Source organism: Pseudomonas sp. BNK-30, from assembly GCF_047456185.1.
Lineage (GTDB): Bacteria > Pseudomonadota > Gammaproteobacteria > Pseudomonadales > Pseudomonadaceae > Aquipseudomonas > Aquipseudomonas putida_E.
On sequence record NZ_CP179904.1, the window covers coordinates 5,101,842 to 5,122,808 of the forward strand.

Sequence of the window (20,967 nt, forward strand, 5' to 3'; positions counted from 1 at the left end):
CAGGTAAGAAATGAGCGCTATCAACGTCTTCCAGCAAAACCCCGGCGCCGACGCCAAAGCTCAGTCGCCGCTGCACCACGCCGACCTGGCCAGCCTGGTTGGCAAGGGCCGCAAGAACGCAGGCGTAACCCTGCGTGAAAAGAAATTCCTCGGCCACCTGACCCTTCGTGGCAATGGCCACGACCCGGAGTTCGCCGCAGGCGTGCACAAGGCCCTTGGCCTGGAGCTGCCAGTGGCCCTGACCGTGGTCGCCAACAGCGACATGTCGCTGCAGTGGCTCGGCCCTGATGAGTGGCTGCTGATCGTCCCTGGCGGCCAGGAGTTCGCCGTCGAGCAAAAGCTGCGCGCGGCCCTTGAAGGCCAGCACATCCAGGTGGTCAACGTCAGCGGCGGGCAAAGCCTGCTGGAGCTGCGCGGCCCGCACGTGCGCGAAGTGCTGATGAAGTCCACCAGCTATGATGTTCACCCGAACAACTTCCCGGTCGGCAAGGCGGTGGGTACCGTGTTCGCCAAGTCGCAACTGGTGATTCGCCGCACGGCCGAGGACACCTGGGAGCTGGTGATTCGCCGCAGCTTCGCCGATTACTGGTGGCTGTGGCTGCAGGACGCTTCTGCCGAATACGGCCTGAGCATCGAAGCCTAAGGAGAGCAACATGAGTCGGGCACCGGATACCTGGATTCTCACCGCCGACTGCCCGAGCATGCTCGGCACCGTCGACGTGGTGACGCGTTACCTCTTCGAGCAGCGCTGCTACGTCACCGAGCACCACTCCTTCGATGACCGGCAGTCGGGGCGCTTTTTCATCCGCGTCGAGTTCCGCCAGCCGGACGATTTTGACGAGGTCGGTTTCCGTGCCGGCCTCGCCGAGCGCGGTGATGCGTTCGGCATGGCGTTCGAGCTGACCGCACCGAATCACCGCCCCAAGGTGGTGATCATGGTGTCCAAGGCTGACCACTGCCTGAACGACCTGTTGTACCGCCAGCGCATTGGTCAGTTGGCGATGGACGTGGTCGCGGTGATCTCTAATCACCCCGATCTCGAGCCATTGGCGCATTGGCACAAGATCCCGTATTACCACTTCGCCCTCGACCCCAAGGACAAGCCTGCGCAAGAGCGCAAGGTGCTGCAGGTGATCGAAGAAAGTGGTGCAGAGCTGGTGATTCTTGCCCGGTACATGCAGGTGCTGTCGCCTGAGCTGTGCCGTCGCCTGGATGGCTGGGCGATCAACATTCATCACTCGTTGCTGCCTGGGTTCAAGGGTGCCAAGCCGTATCACCAAGCGTACAACAAGGGTGTGAAGATGGTCGGCGCTACGGCGCACTACATCAACAACGACCTCGATGAAGGGCCGATCATCGCCCAGGGCGTTGAGGTGGTGGATCACAGCCATTACCCTGAGGACCTGATTGCCAAGGGGCGTGACATCGAATGCCTGACCCTGGCGCGGGCGGTCGGGTATCACATCGAGCGGCGGGTGTTTCTCAACGCCAACCGTACTGTCGTTCTCTGAACAATTCTGGGGCTGCTGCGCAGCCCTTTCGCGACACAAGGCCGCTCCTACAGGCGCCTGTAGGAGCGGCCTTGTGTCGCGAAAGGGCCGCAAAGCGGCCCCCGCCTTTGGCCTGCCGTAAAAAGGCATCCCCCTGTCGTTTTCAGTCAGTGCCTTGCGCCCCATCAAGCCCACAATTCCCTGCATTCCAGCAACACATGTCGCCCATGGACGGCGGCGCTTCAACCAACGCTGCATAAATACAAATCAAGCGAGGTAAGAGCATGTCTGGCAATCGTGGAGTGGTGTACCTGGGCGCTGGCAAGGTCGAGGTGCAGAAGATCGACTACCCGAAGATGCAGGACCCGCGCGGCAAGAAGATCGAGCACGGCGTCATCCTCAAGGTGGTCTCCACCAACATCTGTGGCTCCGACCAGCACATGGTCCGCGGCCGCACCACTGCCCAGGTCGGCCTGGTCCTGGGCCACGAAATCACCGGTGAAATCGTCGAGATGGGGCGTGACGTCGAACGCCTGAAAATCGGCGACCTGGTGTCGGTGCCGTTCAACGTCGCCTGCGGCCGCTGCCGCTCCTGCAAAGAGATGCACACCGGTGTCTGCCTCACCGTCAACCCGGCCCGTGCCGGCGGTGCCTACGGTTATGTCGACATGGGCGACTGGACCGGCGGCCAGGCTGAATACGTGCTGGTACCGTATGCCGACTTCAACCTGCTGAAACTGCCCGATCGCGACAAGGCCATGGAGAAAATCCGTGACCTGACCTGCCTGTCCGACATTCTGCCCACCGGCTATCACGGTGCCGTGACTGCTGGCGTAGGCCCAGGCAGCACCGTTTACGTCGCAGGTGCTGGCCCGGTCGGCCTGGCTGCCGCCGCCTCTGCCCGCCTGCTGGGCGCTGCCTGCGTCATCGTCGGCGACCTCAACCCATTGCGCCTGGCACACGCCAAGTCCCAGGGCTTCGAAGTGGTCGACCTGTCCAAGGACACCCCGCTGCACGAGCAGATCATCGATATCCTCGGTGAGCCTGAAGTGGATTGCGCCGTCGATGCCGTAGGCTTCGAAGCCCGTGGCCATGGTCATGAAGGCGCCAAGCACGAGGCCCCGGCTACCGTGCTGAACTCGCTGATGCAGGTGACCCGCGTTGCCGGCAACATCGGTATTCCTGGCCTGTACGTGACCGAAGACCCGGGCGCGGTGGATGCTGCCGCCAAGATCGGCGCGCTGAGCATCCGCTTTGGCCTGGGCTGGGCGAAGTCGCACAGCTTCCACACCGGCCAGACCCCGACCATGAAATACAACCGCCAATTGATGCAGGCGATCATGTGGGATCGCATCAATATCGCCGAGGTCGTAGGCGTGCAGGTGATCAGCCTGGATCAGGCGCCAGAAGGGTATGGCGAGTTCGATGCCGGGGTGCCGAAGAAGTTTGTGATTGATCCGCATAAGACGTTTAGTGCGGCTTGACTCTGATAAGGATGCCCTCTATTGAGGGCATCTCTTTATTGGGGGCGCGGCACTCTGATACTGACACTCTTATCATTTAGCCACGCCGTATCGGGTGATTGTGATGCCATGCTTTTTCGCCATAGTGCTTCTCCGGCGTTGGCAATCGCTTCGTTTTGGTTCATGAGTTCGGCAGCCTTGCTGCGATAATCCAAGCTTGGCGCTTTGTTGCCTTCTTCATGCAGCCTGATCAACACTCCAATTTCCGCGCGATTGCGTTTGAAAGTCCCTAGGTCCGTAGCTTTGATGTGGACTTTTTCAATTGAGCTGCCAGGGTTGCGGAATACCTCCAACACGCTGACGTGCGTAGAGCCTTCCTTGACAGGGTTGTCTGCCAGGACCCTGCGTGGCTTTTGCAGTGTCGAGTCGATCAGCGCCTTACGGTGAGCTGATTTGTCGAACCCTGGGGGTCTCATCCAAGTACCCGCTGAACTCGCCATGTTCTTCTTCGTCTGCAGGATTTGGCCATTGCGCAGATACAGACGTACATGGCCGCTTGGGTCGCTGCTGTTGACCGGGTCGCCTTCGCAATAGCAGTAAGCATTCAACCCACCCTGCCCGAATGGGCTCCAGCTGTCTGCAGCCAGGAAACGTCTCAGGCGCGGAGAATAGCTGCGGTATCCAAGCCCAAGTAGGTAGGAGGCCGCACCTGGCACGTAAGCTTCGCCATTGAATCCAAGCGTTATTCGCATCGAGGGCAAGTTCGGATCATGCCCGTAGGCTGAAAAGTTGTGGCCTTCCAGGTCCTCCGTATCTTGAACGTTGAGAACGGAACCCTTGTCATCGGTTGCCAGCAACCCAGTGCCAACTGTTTCGCCGGTTTGAACCTCAGCCAAGGGCATGTCGTCATTGCGCAAGATGGAGCGTTGCTGGTTGCCCTGTTTTACGGTGACGAGCTTCCCGTTTTGGTAGAAAAAAAGTGAGCTGTTCGCGGACTGATTCATGATTCGGTCACCTGTTGATCTAATTGTCGATTTTGGTTCTGGCGCTGGTCTGAGTTGTAATGATGGTTGATTTGGTGAGCGTGGCAGGCAAGCCATATTGTACGAGTGCTGTTATTCGTGGCGAATGTCGCGGGCAGTTTGGGACGGCCATACGTCTTGATTGGGCGGAGCCGAAGTAAATTGTGGTGCTGGCTCTAGCCTGTGTTTGGTAGTTAAATCTTGGATACGCTGTTTTCTTTTATTAAAAATTTCAAGTCTTTCTGAGAATAACTTAGCGGGTACAGTTGAGAGGTCGTATGTGTTAAAATCTCGGAGGTCGGATTGCTGCAGTTGCAATAGGCCTTGACGCTCAGAGCGAGCTATCTGCTGTATATGTGGATTTGTTGAAGGTTCTGTTTGTTTTCTTGCCGTTTCCGCTGGGCTATTTTTTCGTGATGTTTCTTGTTCAACCGGAATGCGCTGCGATTTGGGCGTGCGACCAAAAAATTTGTTTTTGATGCCCTTGTAGAAACTTCTGAACGGCTTGAGAAAAACAGGTACGTGGCCGGAGGGGTCAACTTTCCCTACAGGGTCACCGTTACAATACATGTAAGAATTCAAGCCGCCCTCCGCGAAGGGGCTAAGGCCGTCAGGAGCATAGAAACGCATCAGAGCAGGGTCATAGGTGCGATATCCATTACCTAGCACGTAGTGTCCATATGGTGTCGGATGCTGGCCGTTGAACCGTAATATAGCGCGCGCGCTAGCGTTGGCAGCGTCGTGCCCATAAGCGGTATACACCAGTGGTTCTCGTTCTCCGTTGCAACTTCTACCCAGTACAGAGCCACTTTGGTCTATAGCTAGAAGGGCAGGGCCTCCCGCCAGTTTGATATCACTTTCTGCTAGTGGAGCCTCGCCAGTACGAAAGATCGCGTGCTGTTGCGCAGCTTGTTTGATGGTGATGAGCTTTCCATTCTGGTAGAAAAATTGTGCAGTATCCGCCTGCCTTTTCATTAAGGACCTCCCGGGACCATCACTAGTGCTGATTGGTACTACAGCAGGATATTGGTCGCGAGCGAGATCGGCGGCTACTGGCAAAAATGATAGGTATGCGGAAACTGCCCACGTAGCGATGGGTAATTTCCTACTTACTCGTTGAGGTAGTAGGAAATACCCTACGCAGTCTGTCGAATCGCGTCTGATTGCCCTTGATAACCCTGGCCCGTAGCCTCATCGGGTCGCTGAAAGGTTCAGCGATGGGGGTGTGGAAACCCCGGTGGTCATCGATCGACATGCCGTTATGGCAGCTGTGCGCGGGAGGCCGTTTGGCCTACCGGGTTGCTCGATGACCGGTTTTCCACCCCGCGTTCAGCTGCCTCCATTCGTGTGGAAACGATGGTGGTGGCTTTCCCATCACATCGAGTTGAACCATGAAAAAAATAGTCCCCGATCCACCTCGCCTCAAACTGTTCAACACCCTCTATTCCTCCATCCACCCCGAGCTGATCCCACCCGAGGCCTTGGCGGTCGCCAGCGAGATGCTGCTGGGTATTTCGGAAGTCGTCGGCGAGTATTGCCGCGCGCATACCGGCGAGCCGGGCGTGCACATGCTCACCAATGCCGTGCACAGCGCCGATACCGCACATGCGTTGATCGAGCATGCGCTTGAGCGCATGTGAAGGTTTGGGGGCAATACGATGAGTGAAGACACACACGCAAACATGACCGTTGGCGTCGAGACGTTCTGCGAGGCCGGTGACAAGCCCTGCCATATTTTCCGGGTGATGCCGGGCGTGCCGTTCGAGCACGCCTATGAACAGGTGTCGGTGCTGCTGGGGTACATCAAGCACCTGGTGCGCGAAGGTGATATGGAGGATGACCACAAGCTGCTCGGTGCGGCGGATTACCTGAGTGCGTTTGCCAAGGCAATCATGGATGACATCGAAATTGCCCGGAACAGGGTGCGTTGATTACCTGAGGCTGGCAGTCAGGCTGCTGGGGCCGCTTTGCGGCCCTTTTGCGACACGAGGCCGCTCCTGCAGCTGAACGGTGGCTGATGCGGGCCTGCCCGATGCGCGGCCCGGAACAAACCTCTGAACACTCAGTCGAATGCCTCGTTTCCCAGGCCATTCCGGCCTACGAGGTCCCCCCGATGAAAGCATTCACCCTGGCAACCCTGATGACCCTGGCCGCAAGCCCGGTGTTCGCCTTCAACCTCAGCGATGCCGCCAATGCTGTGTCGGCCGTGCAAAACCAGAATCAGCAAGCCCAGGTGCAGGCGCCTGAGGCCCAGGCCAATCTGCTCAACACCCTGGGCAGCGAACTTAACATCACCCCGGAACAGGCCGTGGGTGGGGCAGGGGCGATGCTGGGGCTGGCGCGCAACAACCTGAGCAGTGACGACTACGGTCAGCTGACCCAGGCTGTGCCGGGGCTGGACTTGCTGTCTGGCGCCGCCATGTTGGGCGGGTTGAGTGGGCTGGGCGAAATGCTGGGCAAGAACAGCCAAAACCAGTCGGCATTGAGCAATGCATTGGGTAACAACGTTGAGAACCGCAGCGACCTGGACAATGCCTTCAAGGCGCTGGGTATGGATACGGGCATGATCGGGCAGTTCGCGCCGTTGATTTTGCAGTACCTGGGCCAGCAGGGGATTGCCGGTTCATTGCTGCAGAATCTGGGCAGCCTGTGGACTACCCCGGCGCCTTTGGCTCAGCCGTCGGTGTGAGGGCCTTATAGGGCCGCGGTCAGCCCATCTCCCCGCGCAACTGCTCGATCCGCTGGTCCTTCTCAATCCACAGCTGATTCACCCAGGCCTGTACTGCCTGGCGGAACGCCGGATCATTCTCGTAATCCCCTGCCCACAGGGCAGGGTCCAATTCACGCACCTGAATGTCGATGATCACCCGGCTGATGCTGCCGTTGAGCAGGTCCCAAAACCCCGGAGCCTTGTTGCCGGGGTAAACGATGGTCACGTCCAGCAGCGCATCCAGCTGCTCGCCCAGCGCCGCCAGCACGAACGCCACGCCGCCGGCCTTGGGCTTGAGCAGGTAACGGTATGGCGACTGCTGTGCCTGGCGTTTGGCCTCGGTGAAGCGGGTGCCTTCCAGGTAGTTGACCACAGTCACCGGCTGGCGCTTGAACAGCTCGCAGGCGGCTTTAGTGATTTCCAGGTCCTTGCCCTTGAGCTCGGGGTGCTTCTCCAGAAACGCCTTGCTGTAGCGCTTCATGAACGGGTAATCCAGGCCCCACCAGGCCAGGCCCAGCAGCGGTACCCAGATCAGCTCCTTCTTGAGGAAAAACTTGAAGAACGGCGTGCGGCGGTTGAGGCTTTCGATCAGTGCAGGGATGTCTACCCAGGTCTGGTGGTTGCTCACGGCCAGGTAGGAGGTGTCCTTGCGCAGGCTCTCGACGCCGCGGATGTCCCATTGGGTAGGGATGCACAGGGCGAAAATGGCCTTGTCGATTTCCGACCAGGCTTCAGCGACCCACATTACGGCAGCGGAGGCATAATCACGCCACCGGCCCGGCAGCACCAGTTTGAGCAGGGCGAAGACCAGCAGCGGGCAGATCAGCACCACGGTGTTGAGCAGCAGCAGGATGGTCGTAAGAATGCCGGTCAGCAGGCGACGCATAGGGAAACTCTTGTTGTGGGATTTGAACGGGCGGCAATGATAAGCAGCGCCGCAGCCTACGCCAAATGTCCAATGCCCAGCGGCGCGGACAAATGTTTCACATTATGTTGTTTACCCTTGTGACAGCGAACCTATCCTGCTTGCACAGTCTAAGCACTGACCCCATTCAAGGAAGCCTGCCTGTGAAACCAATGCTAGCCCTGTTGTCGCTGTTGGCGCTGCCGGTAATGGCCGCAGAACCTACGCTTTACGGCCGTTATGAGAACATCTCCCTGCCTGAACTCGGCGAAACCCTGAAGGCCAAGATGGACACCGGGGCCTACACCGCTTCGCTGTCGGCCAAGGACATCGAGCGCTTCACGCGCGATGGCGAGGACTGGGTGCGCTTCCGCCTGGCGACCAAGGAGTCCGACGGCAAGGTGTACGAGCATAAGGTTTCGCGCATCAGCAAGATCAAGAACCGCGCCGACGAAGACGATGAAGGCGATGCGCCCGAGCTTTCGCGCAGGCCGGTAATCGACCTTGAGTTGTGCCTGGGGGATGAGAAGCGCACCGTAGAAGTGAACCTGGTCGACCGCAGCAGCTTCAACTATCCGTTGCTGGTGGGGGCCAAGGCGTTGCGCGAGTTCAAGGCTGCGGTAAACCCGGCCAAACGTTTCACTGCGGGCAAGCCTGACTGCTGATCCGCAGGGCGACGCGCTCTTCATGTAGGAGCGGCCTTGTGTCGCGAAGGGGCGCGCAGCGGCCCCAAAATATCCACAGCAGCACAGATATTGGGGCCGCTGCGCGCCCCTTCGCGACACAAGGCCGCTCCTACAGAGGATTGCGTCTTCATTGAAACTTGCCTATATGTCCAGCTTCGCTCTCAGCAAGGCCGGATGCCATGCCCCACATTCTCATCGTCGAAGACGAAGCCGCCATCGCCGATACCCTGATCTACGCCCTGCAGGCCGACGGCCACAGCACCGCGTGGGTGACCCTGGGCACCGCGGCCCTGGAGCAGCAGCGCCAGCGGCCGGCCGACCTGGTGATCCTCGATATCGGGCTGCCCGACATCAGTGGTTTTGATACCTGCCGCCAGCTACGCCGGTTCACCGAGGTGCCGGTCATGTTCCTCAGCGCCCGGGACGGTGAAATCGACCGGGTGGTAGGCCTGGAAATAGGCGCCGACGACTACGTGGTCAAACCCTTCAGCCCGCGGGAAGTGGCGGCTCGGGTGCGGGCGATCCTCAAGCGCATGGCGCCACGGGCCGAGCCACCCGCCGAAACGGCAGTGTTCCAGCTCGACACCCTGCGCATGCTGATCAGCTACCGTAGCCAGCCGCTGAGCCTGACCCGCCACGAATTCCGTTTGCTGCAATGCCTGCTGGAGCAACCGCAGCGTGTATTCAGCCGCGAACAGTTGCTCGATGCGCTGGGAGTGGCCTCCGACGTGGGTTACGAGCGCACCATCGACAGCCATATCAAGAGCCTGCGCGCCAAGCTGCGGCAGGTGGCTGCCCATGCCGAACCGATCCAGACCCACCGTGGGCTGGGTTACAGCTACAGCCCGGAACACGCCTGATGCGCCTGGGCATTCGGATCTTTCTGGTGTACTTCCTGTTCGTCGGCTTGGCGGGTTACTTCCTGCTCAATACGGTGCGCGAGCAGATTCGCCCCGTGGTACGCCAGTCTTCCGAGGAAACCCTGGTAGACACTGCCAACCTGCTGGCCGAGATCCTTCACGATGACGTCAAGGCCGGCACCCTTGCCCAGAGCCGCCTGCCTGAGGTGCTCAAGGCGTATGGCTTGCGCAGCCCCGGCGCGCAGATCTGGGGCCTGGCCAAAAACCAGGTCAGCCACCGCATCTACGTTACCGATGCCCAAGGCATCGTGCTGCTCGATTCCAGCGGCCAGGACCTGGGCAAGGACTATTCGCGCTGGAACGACGTGTACCTGACGCTGCGCGGCCAGTACGGTGCCCGTTCCACCCGCAGCGTCGAAGAGGATGAAAGCACCTCGGTGATGCACGTGGCCGCGCCGATCGTTGACCAGGGCAAGGTTATCGGCGTGGTCACCGTGGCCAAGCCCAACAGTTCACTGCAGCCGTACATCGACCGTTCCGAACAGCGTTTGCTTGGCCTGGGGTTGGGGCTGATCGGCATGGGCCTGTTGGTCGGCGCCGCGCTGTCCTGGTGGCTGGCCCGCTCCCTGCGCAGGCTGGCCCGCTATGCGCAGGCGGTCAGCGAAGGCCAGCGCGCCGCGCTGCCTTACTACAAGGGCGGTGAGCTGGCGCACCTGGCCAATGCGGTGGAGCGCATGCGCACACAGCTTGAGGGCAAGGCGTATGTCGAACGCTACGTGCATACCCTGACCCACGAGTTGAAGAGCCCTTTGGCGGCTATCCGCGGTGCGTCTGAATTGCTCCAGGGTGATATGCCGGCCGAGCAGCGGGCGCGTTTTGCCGGCAACATCGAGCGCGAAAGCGAGCGGCTGCAGCAGATGATCGAGCGGTTGCTCAACCTGGCGCGGGTCGAGCAGATGCAGGCGCTGGAAGATGAGCAGCAGGTTGCCTTGGCGGCGTTGGTCGATGAGCTGCTGCTGGCGCATGCCGCCCGCATCGACGCAAGCGGCTTGCAGGTGCGCCAGCGGGTGCCAGCGGGGTTGTGGCTGCTGTGCGATCCGTTTCTCATGCGCCAGGCGCTGGCCAACCTGCTCGACAATGCGCTGGATTTCACCCCGCCGGGCGGCGCGCTGCTGTTCGAGCTGGAGCGCGATGGCGAGCGTGTGGCGCTGAGCCTGTTCAATCAGGGGGAGGCGATACCCGCCTACGCCATCGGCCGGGTTGCCGAGCGTTTCTATTCGCTGCCGCGGCCGGGGAGTGGGCGCAAGAGTACCGGGCTGGGGCTGAACTTCGTGGCCGAGGTGATGCAACTGCATGGCGGGGCGCTGGCGGTGAACAACGTCGATGGCGGGGTACGCGTCAGGCTTTGGCTGCCGGAGCGGCGCATCAGCTGAGGTTGTCGGGGCCGCTGCGTTGCCCCAAAAAACACCGAATCTCCACACAATCTCCCCAAGGCCTCCACGCAGGGCGCAGACACTGCGCCCACTGCCACAGGAGGCCCCATGAACAAGACCCTCGGTTTCAAGCTCGGCACCATTGCCCTGCTGATTTTGCTGTTGCTGATTCCCCTGTTGATGATCGACAACCTGATCGACGAGCGCCAGAACCTGCGCGACGGTGTGTTGCACGACATCGCCCGTAGCGCCAGTTTCGACCAGCAGATCAGTGGCCCGCTGCTGGTGGTGCCGTACCGCAAGGTGCAGCGCCGCTGGATCGACAAGGACGGCCAGAGCGTGCAGGAAACCAGCACTATCGCCGGCCACTTGTACTTCCTCCCGGAAACCTTCGATGCAGACCTAGGGGTGGACACCGAACTGCGTAAGCGGGGTATCTACCAGGCGCGGCTGTTCCATGCCCAAGGGCGTCTTTCGGGGCGTTTCCAGCTGCCGGAGCGCTGGGGCATCGACAAGGACTTCGATGACTACCGCTTCGACAAGCCGTTTCTGGTGGTTGGCATCAGCGACATCCGCGGCATTGAAAATGCCCTGGAACTCAACATCGATAACCAGCGCCTGGCGTTTGAAGCCGGTACCGGGCTGGACTGGCTGCGCAGCGGCGTGCACGTCGCGCTGCCGCAACTGGATGGCCAGCAGGCCCGCGGGTTCAACTACGGTTTCGATCTGGCACTGCAAGGCACCGGGCAACTGCACCTGTTGCCAGTGGGCCGCACCAGCAGCGTGGACATGCGCGCCAACTGGCCGCACCCCAGCTTCGTTGGCAGTTACCTGCCCAACCGCCGCGAAATCGACGACAAAGGCTTCAGCGCGCACTGGCAGACGTCATTCTTCGCCACCAACCTCGAAGATGCCCTGCGCCAATGTGCCAGCGGCGGGCAGTGTGCGCAGTTCAGCGAGCGGACCTTCGGGGTAAGCTTCATCGACCCGGTGGACCAGTACCTCAAGAGTGAGCGGGCGATCAAATACGCGTTGTTGTTCATCGCCCTGACCTTTGCCGGTTTCTTCCTGTTCGAGGTGCTGAAGAACCTCAGTGTGCACCCGGTGCAGTACATCCTGGTGGGGGTGGCCCTGGCGTTCTTCTACCTGCTGCTGCTTTCGTTGTCCGAGCACATCGGGTTTGGCCTGGCATATGGCCTGTCGGCCTCGGCCTGCGTGTTGCTGCTCGGCTTCTACCTGAGCCACGTATTGCGCAGCCTGGTGCGTGGGGTGGGTTTTGCGGCGGGGTTGGCGGTGTTGTACGCGATGCTCTATGGGCTGCTCAGTGCCGAGGACTATGCGCTGTTGATGGGGTCGCTGCTGTGCTTTGGCTTGCTGGGTGTGTTCATGGTGCTGACCCGTCGCCTGGACTGGGCGCGGGTGGGGAGGGCGGCATGAGGGAGGACAGAGAGATCGGGCGGTGGCTGGCTCGCAGGATTGGGCAGTTGTTTCCTGTGATACCCCGCTGAGGCCGAGGGTTGCCTTGCGGCCCAATCGCCGGGAAGCCGGCTCCCTCCTTGTGGGGACCGGCTTGCCGGCGATTGCGGTGTATCAGGTGTCGGGTGCTGTGGCGACCATCGACGGCCGCTTGGCCACCTCGGCATACCACGCTGCCAACCCGGGCTGGCGCTCACGCCAGCCAAAACCAGGCTGACGCAGGTCCAGGTACCCAAGCGCACAGGCCACGCCAATTGCGGCCAGATCAAAGCCGGATATCAGCTCTGCCAGGTGCTCCTGCTCCAGGTTGGCCAGGCTGCGGCGGATTTTCTCGCTCTGCGCTTCAAGCCAGCCGTCCCAGCGCTTGTCCTCAGGCCGCAGGACGCTCTCATAGCGGCAGGAAACCGCCGCATCCATGATCGCATCCGCCTGCGATACCAGCGTCATGCGCCGCCAGCGTGCCGAGCCCTCGCGCGGCAGCAACGGCAGGCCGACATGCTGCAGGTCGAGGTATTCGCAGATGACCCGGCTGTCATGCAGCACAGTGCCGTCTTCCAGGCGCAGGGCCGGGATCTTGCCGATCGGGTTGCCGTGGTTGAGTTGGTCGTCGCCGCTGACCGGGGTGATGTTCACCCCCTGCAGCGCAACGCGCTCAAGCTGCCCGGTTTCGTGCAGCACGACCATCACCTTGCGCACGAATGGCGACAGCGGTGAGTGGAACAGGGTCATCGTGCTCATGGCTCAGTTGCCTTGCAGGCTGGGTGGCAGGCACACGCCGGTGCCGCCGATACCGCAGTAGCCGTCCGGGTTCTTGGCCAGGTACTGCTGGTGGTAGGCCTCGGCGAAGTACACGGTCGGCGCCTGGTCGATTTCGGTGGTGATCTCGCCGTAACCGGCCTTATTCAGCTCGGCCTGGAAGGCGTCGCGGCTGGCGTTGGCTTCTTCGAGCTGTTGTGGCGAGGTGCAGTAGATGGCCGAGCGGTACTGGGTGCCGACGTCGTTGCCCTGGCGCATGCCCTGGGTCGGGTTGTGCAGTTCCCAGAACATCGCCAGCAACTCGCGGTAGCTGACCTTGTCCTTGTCGAACACCACGAGTACCACTTCAGTGTGGCCGGTCAGGCCCGAGCAGACTTCTTCGTAGGTGGGGTTCGGGGTGAAGCCGCCCGCATAGCCGACCACGGTGCTGACCACGCCTTCACGCTGCCAGAAGCGGCGCTCGGCGCCCCAGAAGCAACCCAGGCCGAAGATGGCGAAGTCGATGCTGCCTTCAAAGAACGGGCCGAGCAGTGGAGTGTCTTTGAATACGTAGTGGAACTCGGGCAGGGACATTGGCGTTTCGCGGCCAGGCAGGGCCTGCTCCGCGGTTGGCATGACGTTTTTGTTCACCAGGATTTCCGAACGCAGGACCATGGCCGTTCCTCTGTGTTTTTCAGTTGGACAGGTGTTGGCCTCATCGCCGGCTTGCCGGCGATGAGGCCCGAATGGGCTCTATAGTGCCCGAGGATTACGCAGCTGTCAGGCCATCGGACCGCGCGGATAGCGCTTGAGTCTTTCGGCCAGCTCCCGGCCCGGGATCGGCCGGTCGAACAGATACCCCTGGCCCACATCGCAACGGTGCCGGCGCAGGAAGGCCAGCTGCTCGGGCGTCTCGATCCCTTCTGCCACCACCTTGAGCTTGAGGTTGTGGGCCATGGCCACCACCGCCGAGGTGATCTCCATGTCGTCCTGGTTGTCGGGGATTTCGTTGATGAAGCTGCGGTCGATCTTGATGATGTCGATCGGGAATTTCTTCAGGTAGCTCAGCGACGAATAACCGGTGCCGAAGTCATCCATGGCCAGGGTCAGGCCCAATGCTTTCAGTTCGTCGAGCTGACGGTGGGTGTCCTCGGTCGCTTCCAGCAGCAGGCCCTCGGTCAGCTCCAGCTCCAGCAGGTGCGCAGGCAGGGCTTCCTCGTGGAGGATCGAGGCGATCGAAGCCACCAGGTCGGGGTCGGAGAACTGCTTGGGCGACAGGTTGATGGCCACGTGCAGGTTGCCCATGCCGGCCTCGCGCAGTTGCTGGCTCATGCGGCACGACTGGCGCACCACCCACTTGCCGATGGGGATGATCAGGCCGGTTTCTTCGGCCACGCTGATGAACTGGTCCGGGCGGATCATGCCGCGCTCGGGGTGGTTCCAGCGCAGCAGTGCTTCCAGCCCCAGCAGGCGGCCGCTGCGCAGGCACAGCTTGGGCTGGTAGAACACCTCCAGCTCGTTCTGGGTCAAGGCGCGGCGCAGGTTGTTCTCGACGAACAGCTTGTAGCTGGCTTCGGCATTGAGCACTTCGGTGAATACCTGCACCTGATGCTTGCCGTTGGCCTTGGCCTTGTGCAGGGCCAGGCCGGCATTCTTCATCAGGGTGGTCGGGTCACTGCCGTGCAGCGGCGCACAGGCCAGGCCAACCGAGGCGGTGACGTTGATCAGCTGGTTGTCGACGAACATCGGCTTGTCGAGGGTGCGCAGCAGTTGCTGGGCGACGCCCTGGCCGTCTTCCAGGCTGGTGTCGTCGAGCAGCACGGCGAATTCATTACTGGCAAAGCGGGCCAGCACGCCGCCAACGCTGAGGCTGTTGCGCAGGCGCCGGGCCAGGCTGATCAGCAGCTTGTCACCGGTCTGGTGGCCAAGGCTGTCGTTGATCCGCTTGAAGTTGTCGATGTCCACCAGCAGCAGGCAGATCGGGCTCTGGGCATCGCGGGCGAAGCGCTCGTCAAGGCTGCGGATGAACGCCGGGCGGTTGCCCAGGTTGGTCAGGTTGTCGGTGTAGGCCAGGCGCTCGATGCGTTGCTGGGCCAACTTGGTCTGGGTGACGTCTTCGTAGATGCCGATGTAATGGGTCAGCTCACGGTTGTCGCCATACACCTTGGAAATCGACAGCTGGCCCCAGTAGGGCTCAAGGTTCTTGCGCCGGCTTTTGAATTCGCCCTGCCAGCTGTTGCCCATGGCCAGGCTCGACGGGGTATCGAACAGCAGTTCGCTGAGGTTCTCCAGCGCCGGCAACTCTGCCAGGTGGTGGCCTTGCACCTCATCGGTGCTGTACTGGGTGATCGCGGTGAAGCTGGGGTTGACGTACTCCACCACGCCGTCGCGGTTGACCAGCAGGAAGGCGCTGGCGCTTTGCTCCACTGCACGCTGGAACAGGTGCAGGGCGCTGGCGGCGGTACGCCGGTTATGGTTGGTGATGACCTGGGCGAACTGGTCGGCCAACTCACCGGCAAAGGCGATTTCGTCCGACTGCCAGGCCCGCGGCTGGCCAGTCTGCTCCAGGCACAGCACACCAACCACCTGGCCATCGACGCGGATACTGGCATCGAGCATGGCATTGTTGTCGGCGTACAGGCTCTCGGCCAGTTCACGGGTGCGCGGGTCGTGGTTGGCGTTGTGGGCATCGATGGCGCGGCTGGCGTGCAGGGCGTCGAGGTAATCGGGGAAGCGGCTGGCATCGATCGCTTCGGGCAGGCGATGCACTTGCTCATTGCGCAACCAGGCGCTGATCGGCTCCAGGCGTTGGTCTTCCAGATGCCAGATGCTGGCGCAGTCCACCTTGTAGATCTCGCAGGCGCTGCGGGTAATCAGTTGGGCGGCTTCGAGCAGCGAGTTTTCCGCGCTGTAGCGCTGGCGGGCGAGGCGCAGGATCAGGTCCTGCTGGCTGCGTACGCGCTCAAGGTGTTCCAACTGCTCCTGCTGGGCGCGCTGGTTGAGTTGCAGGGCAAGTTGCAGGCGGCTGTTGCGCGATTCGAGGTCGTCGGCGTCCACTTCGACAGCGTCTTCAGGCTGGTCGTCCAGTACCGTCAGAAAGCCGCGTAACAGCTGGCGATTGTGCTGCTTGTAGGCTTCACCCGCTTCGAGCAGACGCAGCGAGCGCGGCTGGGCGTGCAGGGTGTAGCGCACACGATAGTAGCCGCGAGTGCTCAGTTGCCGCTGGATCTCGTCGTGCAGCCGGTAGCGGGCTTCAGGCTCCATCAGGCTGGCGTACGGCGAATCGATCAGCGCGCACAGCTGGGAGGCCGCCAGCCCGAACTGGCGTTCGCAGGCCGGGTCCAGGTAAAGCATTGCCCAGGTGGCTTCGTTGAGCCTTTCGAAACGCAGCATGCCGAGCCGTGAAGGCACGGGAAGCTGCGTGACGACCTCGGCCGCCACACGGCTGGCGGCATCGGGTTGGCTTTTCATCGAAGACTCGCTTGAAGAGGGTGACGCGGCCTGGGCGGCGGCGCATCTGGCAAGGTTGCATCATGTCCCGGAGGCTGGCAAGCGGCCATGAGGGATGTCATGTATATGTTTTCGGCGGCGGGGCGGGAATCCTTAGGGCTGCGGAAAAACGGTGGCCGCTTTGCGGCCCAATCGCCGGCAAGCCGGCTCCCACAGGTACAGCGTTGACCTCAGGCTTTGTGGGGTCTCTGTGGGAGCCGGCTTGCCGGCGATTGGGCCCCTGCAGGCAAAAAAAAGCCCCGCCAGATGGCGGGGTTGAGGTACGAGCGTGGCAGCTCGAAAAGGGTACCTGCCCCCTTGAAGGAGGGCAGGCTGGCTGCGTGTTACAGCAGCATGGTGCGGATATCCGCCAGCACGTCGCCCAGGCGCTTGGTGAAGCGCGCGGCGGCTGCGCCGTTGATCACACGGTGATCGTAGGACAGCGACAGCGGCAACATCAGCTTGGGCTGGAAGGCTTTGCCATCCCAGACGGGCTGCATGGTTGCCTTGGACACACCGAGGATCGCCACTTCGGGCGCGTTGACGATCGGCGTGAAGCCGGTACCGCCAATGTGGCCGAGGCTGGAGATGGTGAAGCAGGCGCCCTGCATGTCGTCAGCCGACAGCTTCTTGGTACGCGCCTTCTCGGCCAGGGCCGCGGCTTCGGCAGCCAGTTGCAGCAGGCTCTTCTGGTCGACGTTCTTGATCACAGGGACCAGCAGGCCGTCCGGGGTGTCCACGGCAAAGCCGATGTGCACGTACTTCTTGCGGATCACGGCTTTGCCGCTTGGCGCCAGCGAGCTGTTGAAGTCCGGCAGTTCCTTGAGCAGGAAGGCGCAGGCCTTGAGCAGCAGTGGCAGCACGGTCAGCTTGACGCCAGCCTTCTCGGCCACGGCCTTCTGCGCAACGCGGAAGGCTTCCAGCTCGGTGATGTCGGCGGAGTCGAACTGGGTTACGTGCGGCACGTTCAGCCAGCTGCGGTGCAGGTTGGCGGCACCGACCTGCATCAGGCGGGTCATTGCCACTTCTTCCACTTCACCGAACTTGCTGAAGTCCACCACCGGGATCGGCGGGATGCCGGCGCCGCCGGTTGCGCCAGCAGCTGCCGGTGCGTCCTTGGCCTTCTGCATGACCGACTTGACGTAGACTTGCACGTCTTCTTTCAGAATGCGGCCGTGCGGACCGGTCGCGGTCACCGCGCCCAGGTCTACGCCGAACTCGCGGGCCAGCTGGCGAACAGCAGGGCCTGCGTGAACCTTGGCGTTGCTGCCGGCAGCCGGTGCGGTAGCGACCGGTGCAGGGGCAGCAGCTGGGGCAGCGGCAGCAGGCGCAGCGGCCGGAGCCGCCTCAGCCTTGGCCGGTGCAGCAGCAGCGGCAGGCGCTGGCGCAGCAGCCGGGGCGGCGCCGGCGACTTCCAGTTTGATGATCAGGTCACCGGTGCCAACTTCGTCGTCCAGCTTGGCGATCACTTCCTTGACCACGCCAGCGGCGGGCGAAGGGATCTCCATGGAGGCCTTGTCAGACTCCAGGGTAATCAGCGACTGGTCGGCTTCGACGGTGTCGCCGACCTTGACCAGTACTTCGATGATCTTGGCCTTGCCCGACGAGCCGATGTCCGGCACGTGGATGTCCTGCACGCTGGCGGCAGCAGGGGCTGCAGCCGGCGCAGGGGCGGCTTCGGCAGCCGGCTTTTCGGCAGCAGCCGCAGCTGCGGCCGGGGCAGGTGCGGCGGCTGGCGCCTCGGGCGCCGCAGCGGCGCCCTCAGCTTCCAGGACCAGCAACTCGTCGCCTTCTTTCAGGCGATCGCCCAGCTTGACCTTCAGTTCCTTGATGACACCGGCCTTGGGGGCCGGGATTTCCATGGAGGCCTTGTCGGACTCCAGGGTCAGCAGGCTCTGGTCAGCCTCGATACGGTCACCGACCTTGACGAACAGCTCGATGATTTCACCTTCACCGCTGCCGATGTCAGGTACGCGAATGAGTTCGCTCACTTAAAAATACTCCTCAGCAGTCCAGTGGGTTGCGCTTGTCCGGATCGATGCCGAACTTGACGATGGCGTCGGCCACCACCTTCGGTTCGATCTCGCCACGGTCAGCCAAGGCTTCCAGGGCAGCCAGCACCACGAAGTGACGGTCGACTTCGAAGAAGTGACGCAGCTTCTTGCGGCTGTCGCTGCGACCGTAGCCATCGGTACCCAGGACTTTGAACTCTTTGCTCGGCACCCACTGGCGAATCTGTTCGGCGAACAGCTTCATGTAGTCGGTGGAGGCGATGACCGGGCCTTTGCGACCGGCCAGGCACTCTTCGACGTAAGTCTGCTGAGGCTTCTGGCCAGGCTTGAGGCGGTTGGCGCGTTCCACGGCCAGGCCGTCGCGACGCAGTTCGTTGAAGCTGGTGACGCTCCACACGTCGGCACCGACGTTGAACTCTTCACGCAGGATCTTCGCGGCCTCGCGGACTTCGCGCAGGATGGTGCCGGAGCCCATCAGCTGAACGTGGTGCGCGGCTTCGCGGGTGTCTTCTTCGAGCAGGTACATGCCCTTGATGATGCCTTCCTCGACACCGGCCGGCATGGCTGGCTGCTGGTAGGATTCGTTCATCACGGTGATGTAGTAGAAGATGTCCTGTTGTTCTTCGGTCATCTTCTTCATGCCGTCCTGGATGATCACCGCCAGCTCGTAGCCGTAGGTCGGATCATAGGTGCGGCAGTTCGGGATGGTGCCCGCCATCATGTGGCTGTGACCGTCTTCGTGCTGCAGGCCTTCACCGTTGAGGGTGGTACGGCCGGCGGTACCGCCGATCAGGAAGCCACGGGTGCGGCTGTCGCCAGCGGCCCAGGCCAGGTCGCCGATACGCTGGAAGCCGAACATCGAGTAGAAGATGTAGAACGGCAGCATCGGCTGGTTGTGGCAGCTGTACGAGGTACCGGCAGCGATGAACGACGACATGGCGCCGGCTTCGTTGATGCCTTCCTCGAGGATCTGGCCCTTCTTGTCTTCGCGGTAGAACATCACCTGGTCTTTATCGACTGGCTCGTAGAGCTGGCCGACCGACGAGTAGATACCCAGCTGGCGGAACATGCCTTCCATACCGAAGGTACGGGCTTCGTCCGGGATGATCGGCACGATGCGCTGGCCGATGTCCTTGTCCTTGACCAGCTGCGCGAGGATACGCACGAAGGCCATGGTGGTGGAGATTTCGCGGTCGCCCGAGCCGTCCAGGATCGCTTTCAGCGTTTCCAGAGGCGGGGTCGGCACGCTGAAGCTCTTGGCACGGCGCTGCGGTACGAAGCCACCCAGGGCTGCGCGGCGCTCGGCCAGGTACTTGGCTTCGGCCGAACCTTCTTCGGGCTTGTAGAACGGCAGGCTTTCAAGGTCGGCATCCTTGACCGGGATGTCGAAGCGGTCACGGAAGTGGCGCAGGCTGTCGACGTCGACCTTCTTGGTGTTGTGCGCGGTGTTCTTGGCTTCGCCAGCACCGGTGCCGTAACCCTTGATGGTCTTGGCCAGGATGACAGTCGGTTGCTCTTTGTGGTTGACCGCCTGATGGTAGGCCGCATAGACCTTGTACGGGTCGTGACCGCCACGGTTGAGCTTCCAGATCTCGTCGTCGGACAGGTCTTCGACCATGGCCTTGAGCTCTGGCGTGTTGAAGAAGTTCTCACGAACGTACGCGCCGTCTTTGGCTTTGTAGTTCTGATACTCGCCGTCGATGACTTCGTCCATGCGGCGCTGCAGGGCACCGTTGGTGTCTTTGGCCAGCAGTGGGTCCCAGAAGCGGCCCCAGACGACTTTGTTGACGTTCCAGCCGCCGCCACGGAACACGCCTTCGAGTTCCTGGATGATCTTGCCGTTGCCGCGAACCGGGCCGTCGAGGCGCTGCAGGTTGCAGTTGATGACGAAGATCAGGTTGTCCAGCTTCTCGCGGCCTGCCAGGGCGATGGCACCGAGGGATTCCGGCTCGTCGCACTCGCCGTCGCCCATGAAGCACCAGACTTTTTGCTTGCCGGCCGGAATGAAACCACGGGCTTCCAGGTACTTCATGAAGCGCGCCTGGTAGATCGCCTGGATCGGGCCCAGGCCCATGGAAACGGTCGGGAACTGCCAGAAGTCAGGCATCAGCCATGGGTGCGGGTACGAAGACAGGCCTTTGCCGTCCACTTCCTGGCGGAAGTTGTTCATCTGCTCTTCGTTGATGCGGCCTTCCATGAAGGCACGGGCGTAAACGCCTGGCGAAGCGTGGCCCTGGAAGAAGATCAGGTCGCCGCCGTGTTCTTCGGTCGGTGCCTGGAAGAAGTAGTTGAAGCCGATGTCATACAGGGTGGCACTGGAGGCGAAGCTGGAGATGTGGCCGCCCAGGTCCGAATCCTTCAGGTTGGTGCGCATCACCATGGCCAGCGCGTTCCAACGCACCATCGAGCGAATGCGGCGTTCCATGAACAGGTCGCCAGGCATGCGTGCTTCGTGGGTGACAGGGATGGTGTTGCGGTATGGCGTGGTGATCGCGTATGGCAGCTGGGAGCCACTGCGGGTGGCCAGCTCGCCCATGCGGGTCATCAGGTAATGAGCGCGGTCTTCGCCTTCTTTGTCGAGGACCGACTCCAGGGCATCCAGCCATTCCTGGGTTTCGATTGGATCGAGGTCTTGCATGGCTTGCTCCAGGGCGGAAAGGCCACCAGAATCGGGGGCCTGAGTTTGC

At 61.8% G+C, this 20,967-nt stretch carries 18 protein-coding genes; 10 read left to right on the forward strand and 8 right to left on the reverse strand.

The genetic code is table 11. The features are described from left to right. The first annotated feature begins 10 nt into the window (after positions 1–10). From ACMGGN_RS23640 to fdhA, 3 genes are all read left to right on the forward strand, one after another. Positions 11–643, forward strand: a complete 633-nt coding sequence (locus ACMGGN_RS23640) for a sarcosine oxidase subunit gamma (RefSeq protein WP_046787515.1) — start codon at positions 11–13, stop codon at positions 641–643. A 10-nt stretch (positions 644–653) separates the two neighbouring features. Continuing rightward, positions 654–1,511 (forward strand): formyltetrahydrofolate deformylase, encoded by an 858-nt coding sequence (purU, locus tag ACMGGN_RS23645; RefSeq protein WP_196997155.1) that lies wholly within the window; start codon positions 654–656, stop codon positions 1,509–1,511. 263 nt (positions 1,512–1,774) lie between these two features. Further along, positions 1,775–2,974, forward strand: a complete 1,200-nt coding sequence (gene fdhA / locus ACMGGN_RS23650; RefSeq protein ID WP_008095899.1) for a formaldehyde dehydrogenase, glutathione-independent — start codon at positions 1,775–1,777, stop codon at positions 2,972–2,974. 35 nt (positions 2,975–3,009) lie between these two features. Here the strand turns inward: fdhA and ACMGGN_RS23655 are convergent, their stop codons facing one another. Continuing rightward, positions 3,010–3,957 (reverse strand): RHS repeat-associated core domain-containing protein, encoded by a 948-nt coding sequence (locus tag ACMGGN_RS23655; RefSeq protein WP_187306313.1) that lies wholly within the window; start codon positions 3,955–3,957, stop codon positions 3,010–3,012. A gap of 111 nt (positions 3,958–4,068) precedes the next feature. Further along, positions 4,069–4,950 (reverse strand): RHS repeat-associated core domain-containing protein, encoded by an 882-nt coding sequence (locus tag ACMGGN_RS23660; RefSeq protein WP_414156329.1) that lies wholly within the window; start codon positions 4,948–4,950, stop codon positions 4,069–4,071. A gap of 416 nt (positions 4,951–5,366) precedes the next feature. Between ACMGGN_RS23660 and ACMGGN_RS23665 the strand changes: the two genes are divergently transcribed. From ACMGGN_RS23665 to ACMGGN_RS23675, 3 genes are all read left to right on the forward strand, one after another. Beyond that, positions 5,367–5,615: a hypothetical protein gene (locus tag ACMGGN_RS23665; RefSeq protein ID WP_046787518.1), complete on the forward strand. Its 249-nt coding sequence runs from the start codon at positions 5,367–5,369 to the stop codon at positions 5,613–5,615. Between the two features lie 18 nt (positions 5,616–5,633). Then, complete coding sequence (locus tag ACMGGN_RS23670) at positions 5,634–5,906, forward strand: DUF3077 domain-containing protein (RefSeq protein WP_012316633.1); 273 nt, start codon at positions 5,634–5,636, stop codon at positions 5,904–5,906. A gap of 182 nt (positions 5,907–6,088) precedes the next feature. Beyond that, positions 6,089–6,664: a DUF2780 domain-containing protein gene (locus ACMGGN_RS23675; protein ID WP_115273077.1), complete on the forward strand. Its 576-nt coding sequence runs from the start codon at positions 6,089–6,091 to the stop codon at positions 6,662–6,664. 19 nt (positions 6,665–6,683) lie between these two features. Here the strand turns inward: ACMGGN_RS23675 and ACMGGN_RS23680 are convergent, their stop codons facing one another. Continuing rightward, a complete protein-coding gene (locus tag ACMGGN_RS23680; RefSeq protein WP_281868240.1) occupies positions 6,684–7,571 on the reverse strand; it encodes an acyltransferase in 888 nt (295 codons plus the stop codon). Positions 7,572–7,753: 182 nt separating this feature from the next. Between ACMGGN_RS23680 and ACMGGN_RS23685 the strand changes: the two genes are divergently transcribed. The 4 genes from ACMGGN_RS23685 to creD all read left to right on the forward strand — a co-directional run bounded on the left by ACMGGN_RS23685 (position 7,754) and on the right by creD (position 12,005). Continuing rightward, positions 7,754–8,254, forward strand: a complete 501-nt coding sequence (locus ACMGGN_RS23685) for an ATP-dependent zinc protease (RefSeq protein WP_012316630.1) — start codon at positions 7,754–7,756, stop codon at positions 8,252–8,254. Between the two features lie 200 nt (positions 8,255–8,454). Further along, entirely contained in the window at positions 8,455–9,135 is a 681-nt protein-coding gene (creB, locus tag ACMGGN_RS23690; RefSeq protein ID WP_115273075.1) for a two-component system response regulator CreB, read from the forward strand. After that, complete coding sequence (gene creC, locus ACMGGN_RS23695) at positions 9,135–10,568, forward strand: two-component system sensor histidine kinase CreC (RefSeq protein WP_115273074.1); 1,434 nt, start codon at positions 9,135–9,137, stop codon at positions 10,566–10,568. The genes creB and creC overlap by 1 nt, the downstream gene beginning before the upstream one ends. A 108-nt stretch (positions 10,569–10,676) precedes the next feature. Next, positions 10,677–12,005, forward strand: coding sequence for a cell envelope integrity protein CreD (creD, locus tag ACMGGN_RS23700; RefSeq protein ID WP_119687900.1), 1,329 nt, complete (start codon positions 10,677–10,679; stop codon positions 12,003–12,005). A 153-nt stretch (positions 12,006–12,158) separates the two neighbouring features. On the opposite strand, the gene ACMGGN_RS23705 is transcribed toward creD, so the two are convergent. From ACMGGN_RS23705 to aceE, 5 genes are all read right to left on the reverse strand, one after another. Next, a complete protein-coding gene (locus ACMGGN_RS23705; protein ID WP_237860745.1) occupies positions 12,159–12,782 on the reverse strand; it encodes a glutathione S-transferase in 624 nt (207 codons plus the stop codon). A 3-nt stretch (positions 12,783–12,785) separates the two neighbouring features. Then, a complete protein-coding gene (msrA, locus tag ACMGGN_RS23710; protein WP_046787525.1) occupies positions 12,786–13,454 on the reverse strand; it encodes a peptide-methionine (S)-S-oxide reductase MsrA in 669 nt (222 codons plus the stop codon). A 105-nt stretch (positions 13,455–13,559) separates the two neighbouring features. Then, positions 13,560–16,250 carry a putative bifunctional diguanylate cyclase/phosphodiesterase gene (locus ACMGGN_RS23715; protein WP_046787526.1) on the reverse strand — a complete coding sequence of 897 codons (2,691 nt, stop codon included), beginning with the start codon at positions 16,248–16,250 and terminating at the stop codon, positions 13,560–13,562. 362 nt (positions 16,251–16,612) lie between these two features. Further along, positions 16,613–18,259, reverse strand: coding sequence for a dihydrolipoyllysine-residue acetyltransferase (gene aceF / locus ACMGGN_RS23720; RefSeq protein WP_414156330.1), 1,647 nt, complete (start codon positions 18,257–18,259; stop codon positions 16,613–16,615). 13 nt (positions 18,260–18,272) lie between these two features. After that, positions 18,273–20,918, reverse strand: coding sequence for a pyruvate dehydrogenase (acetyl-transferring), homodimeric type (gene aceE / locus ACMGGN_RS23725; RefSeq protein ID WP_012316622.1), 2,646 nt, complete (start codon positions 20,916–20,918; stop codon positions 18,273–18,275). Positions 20,919–20,967: the final 49 nt, after the last annotated feature.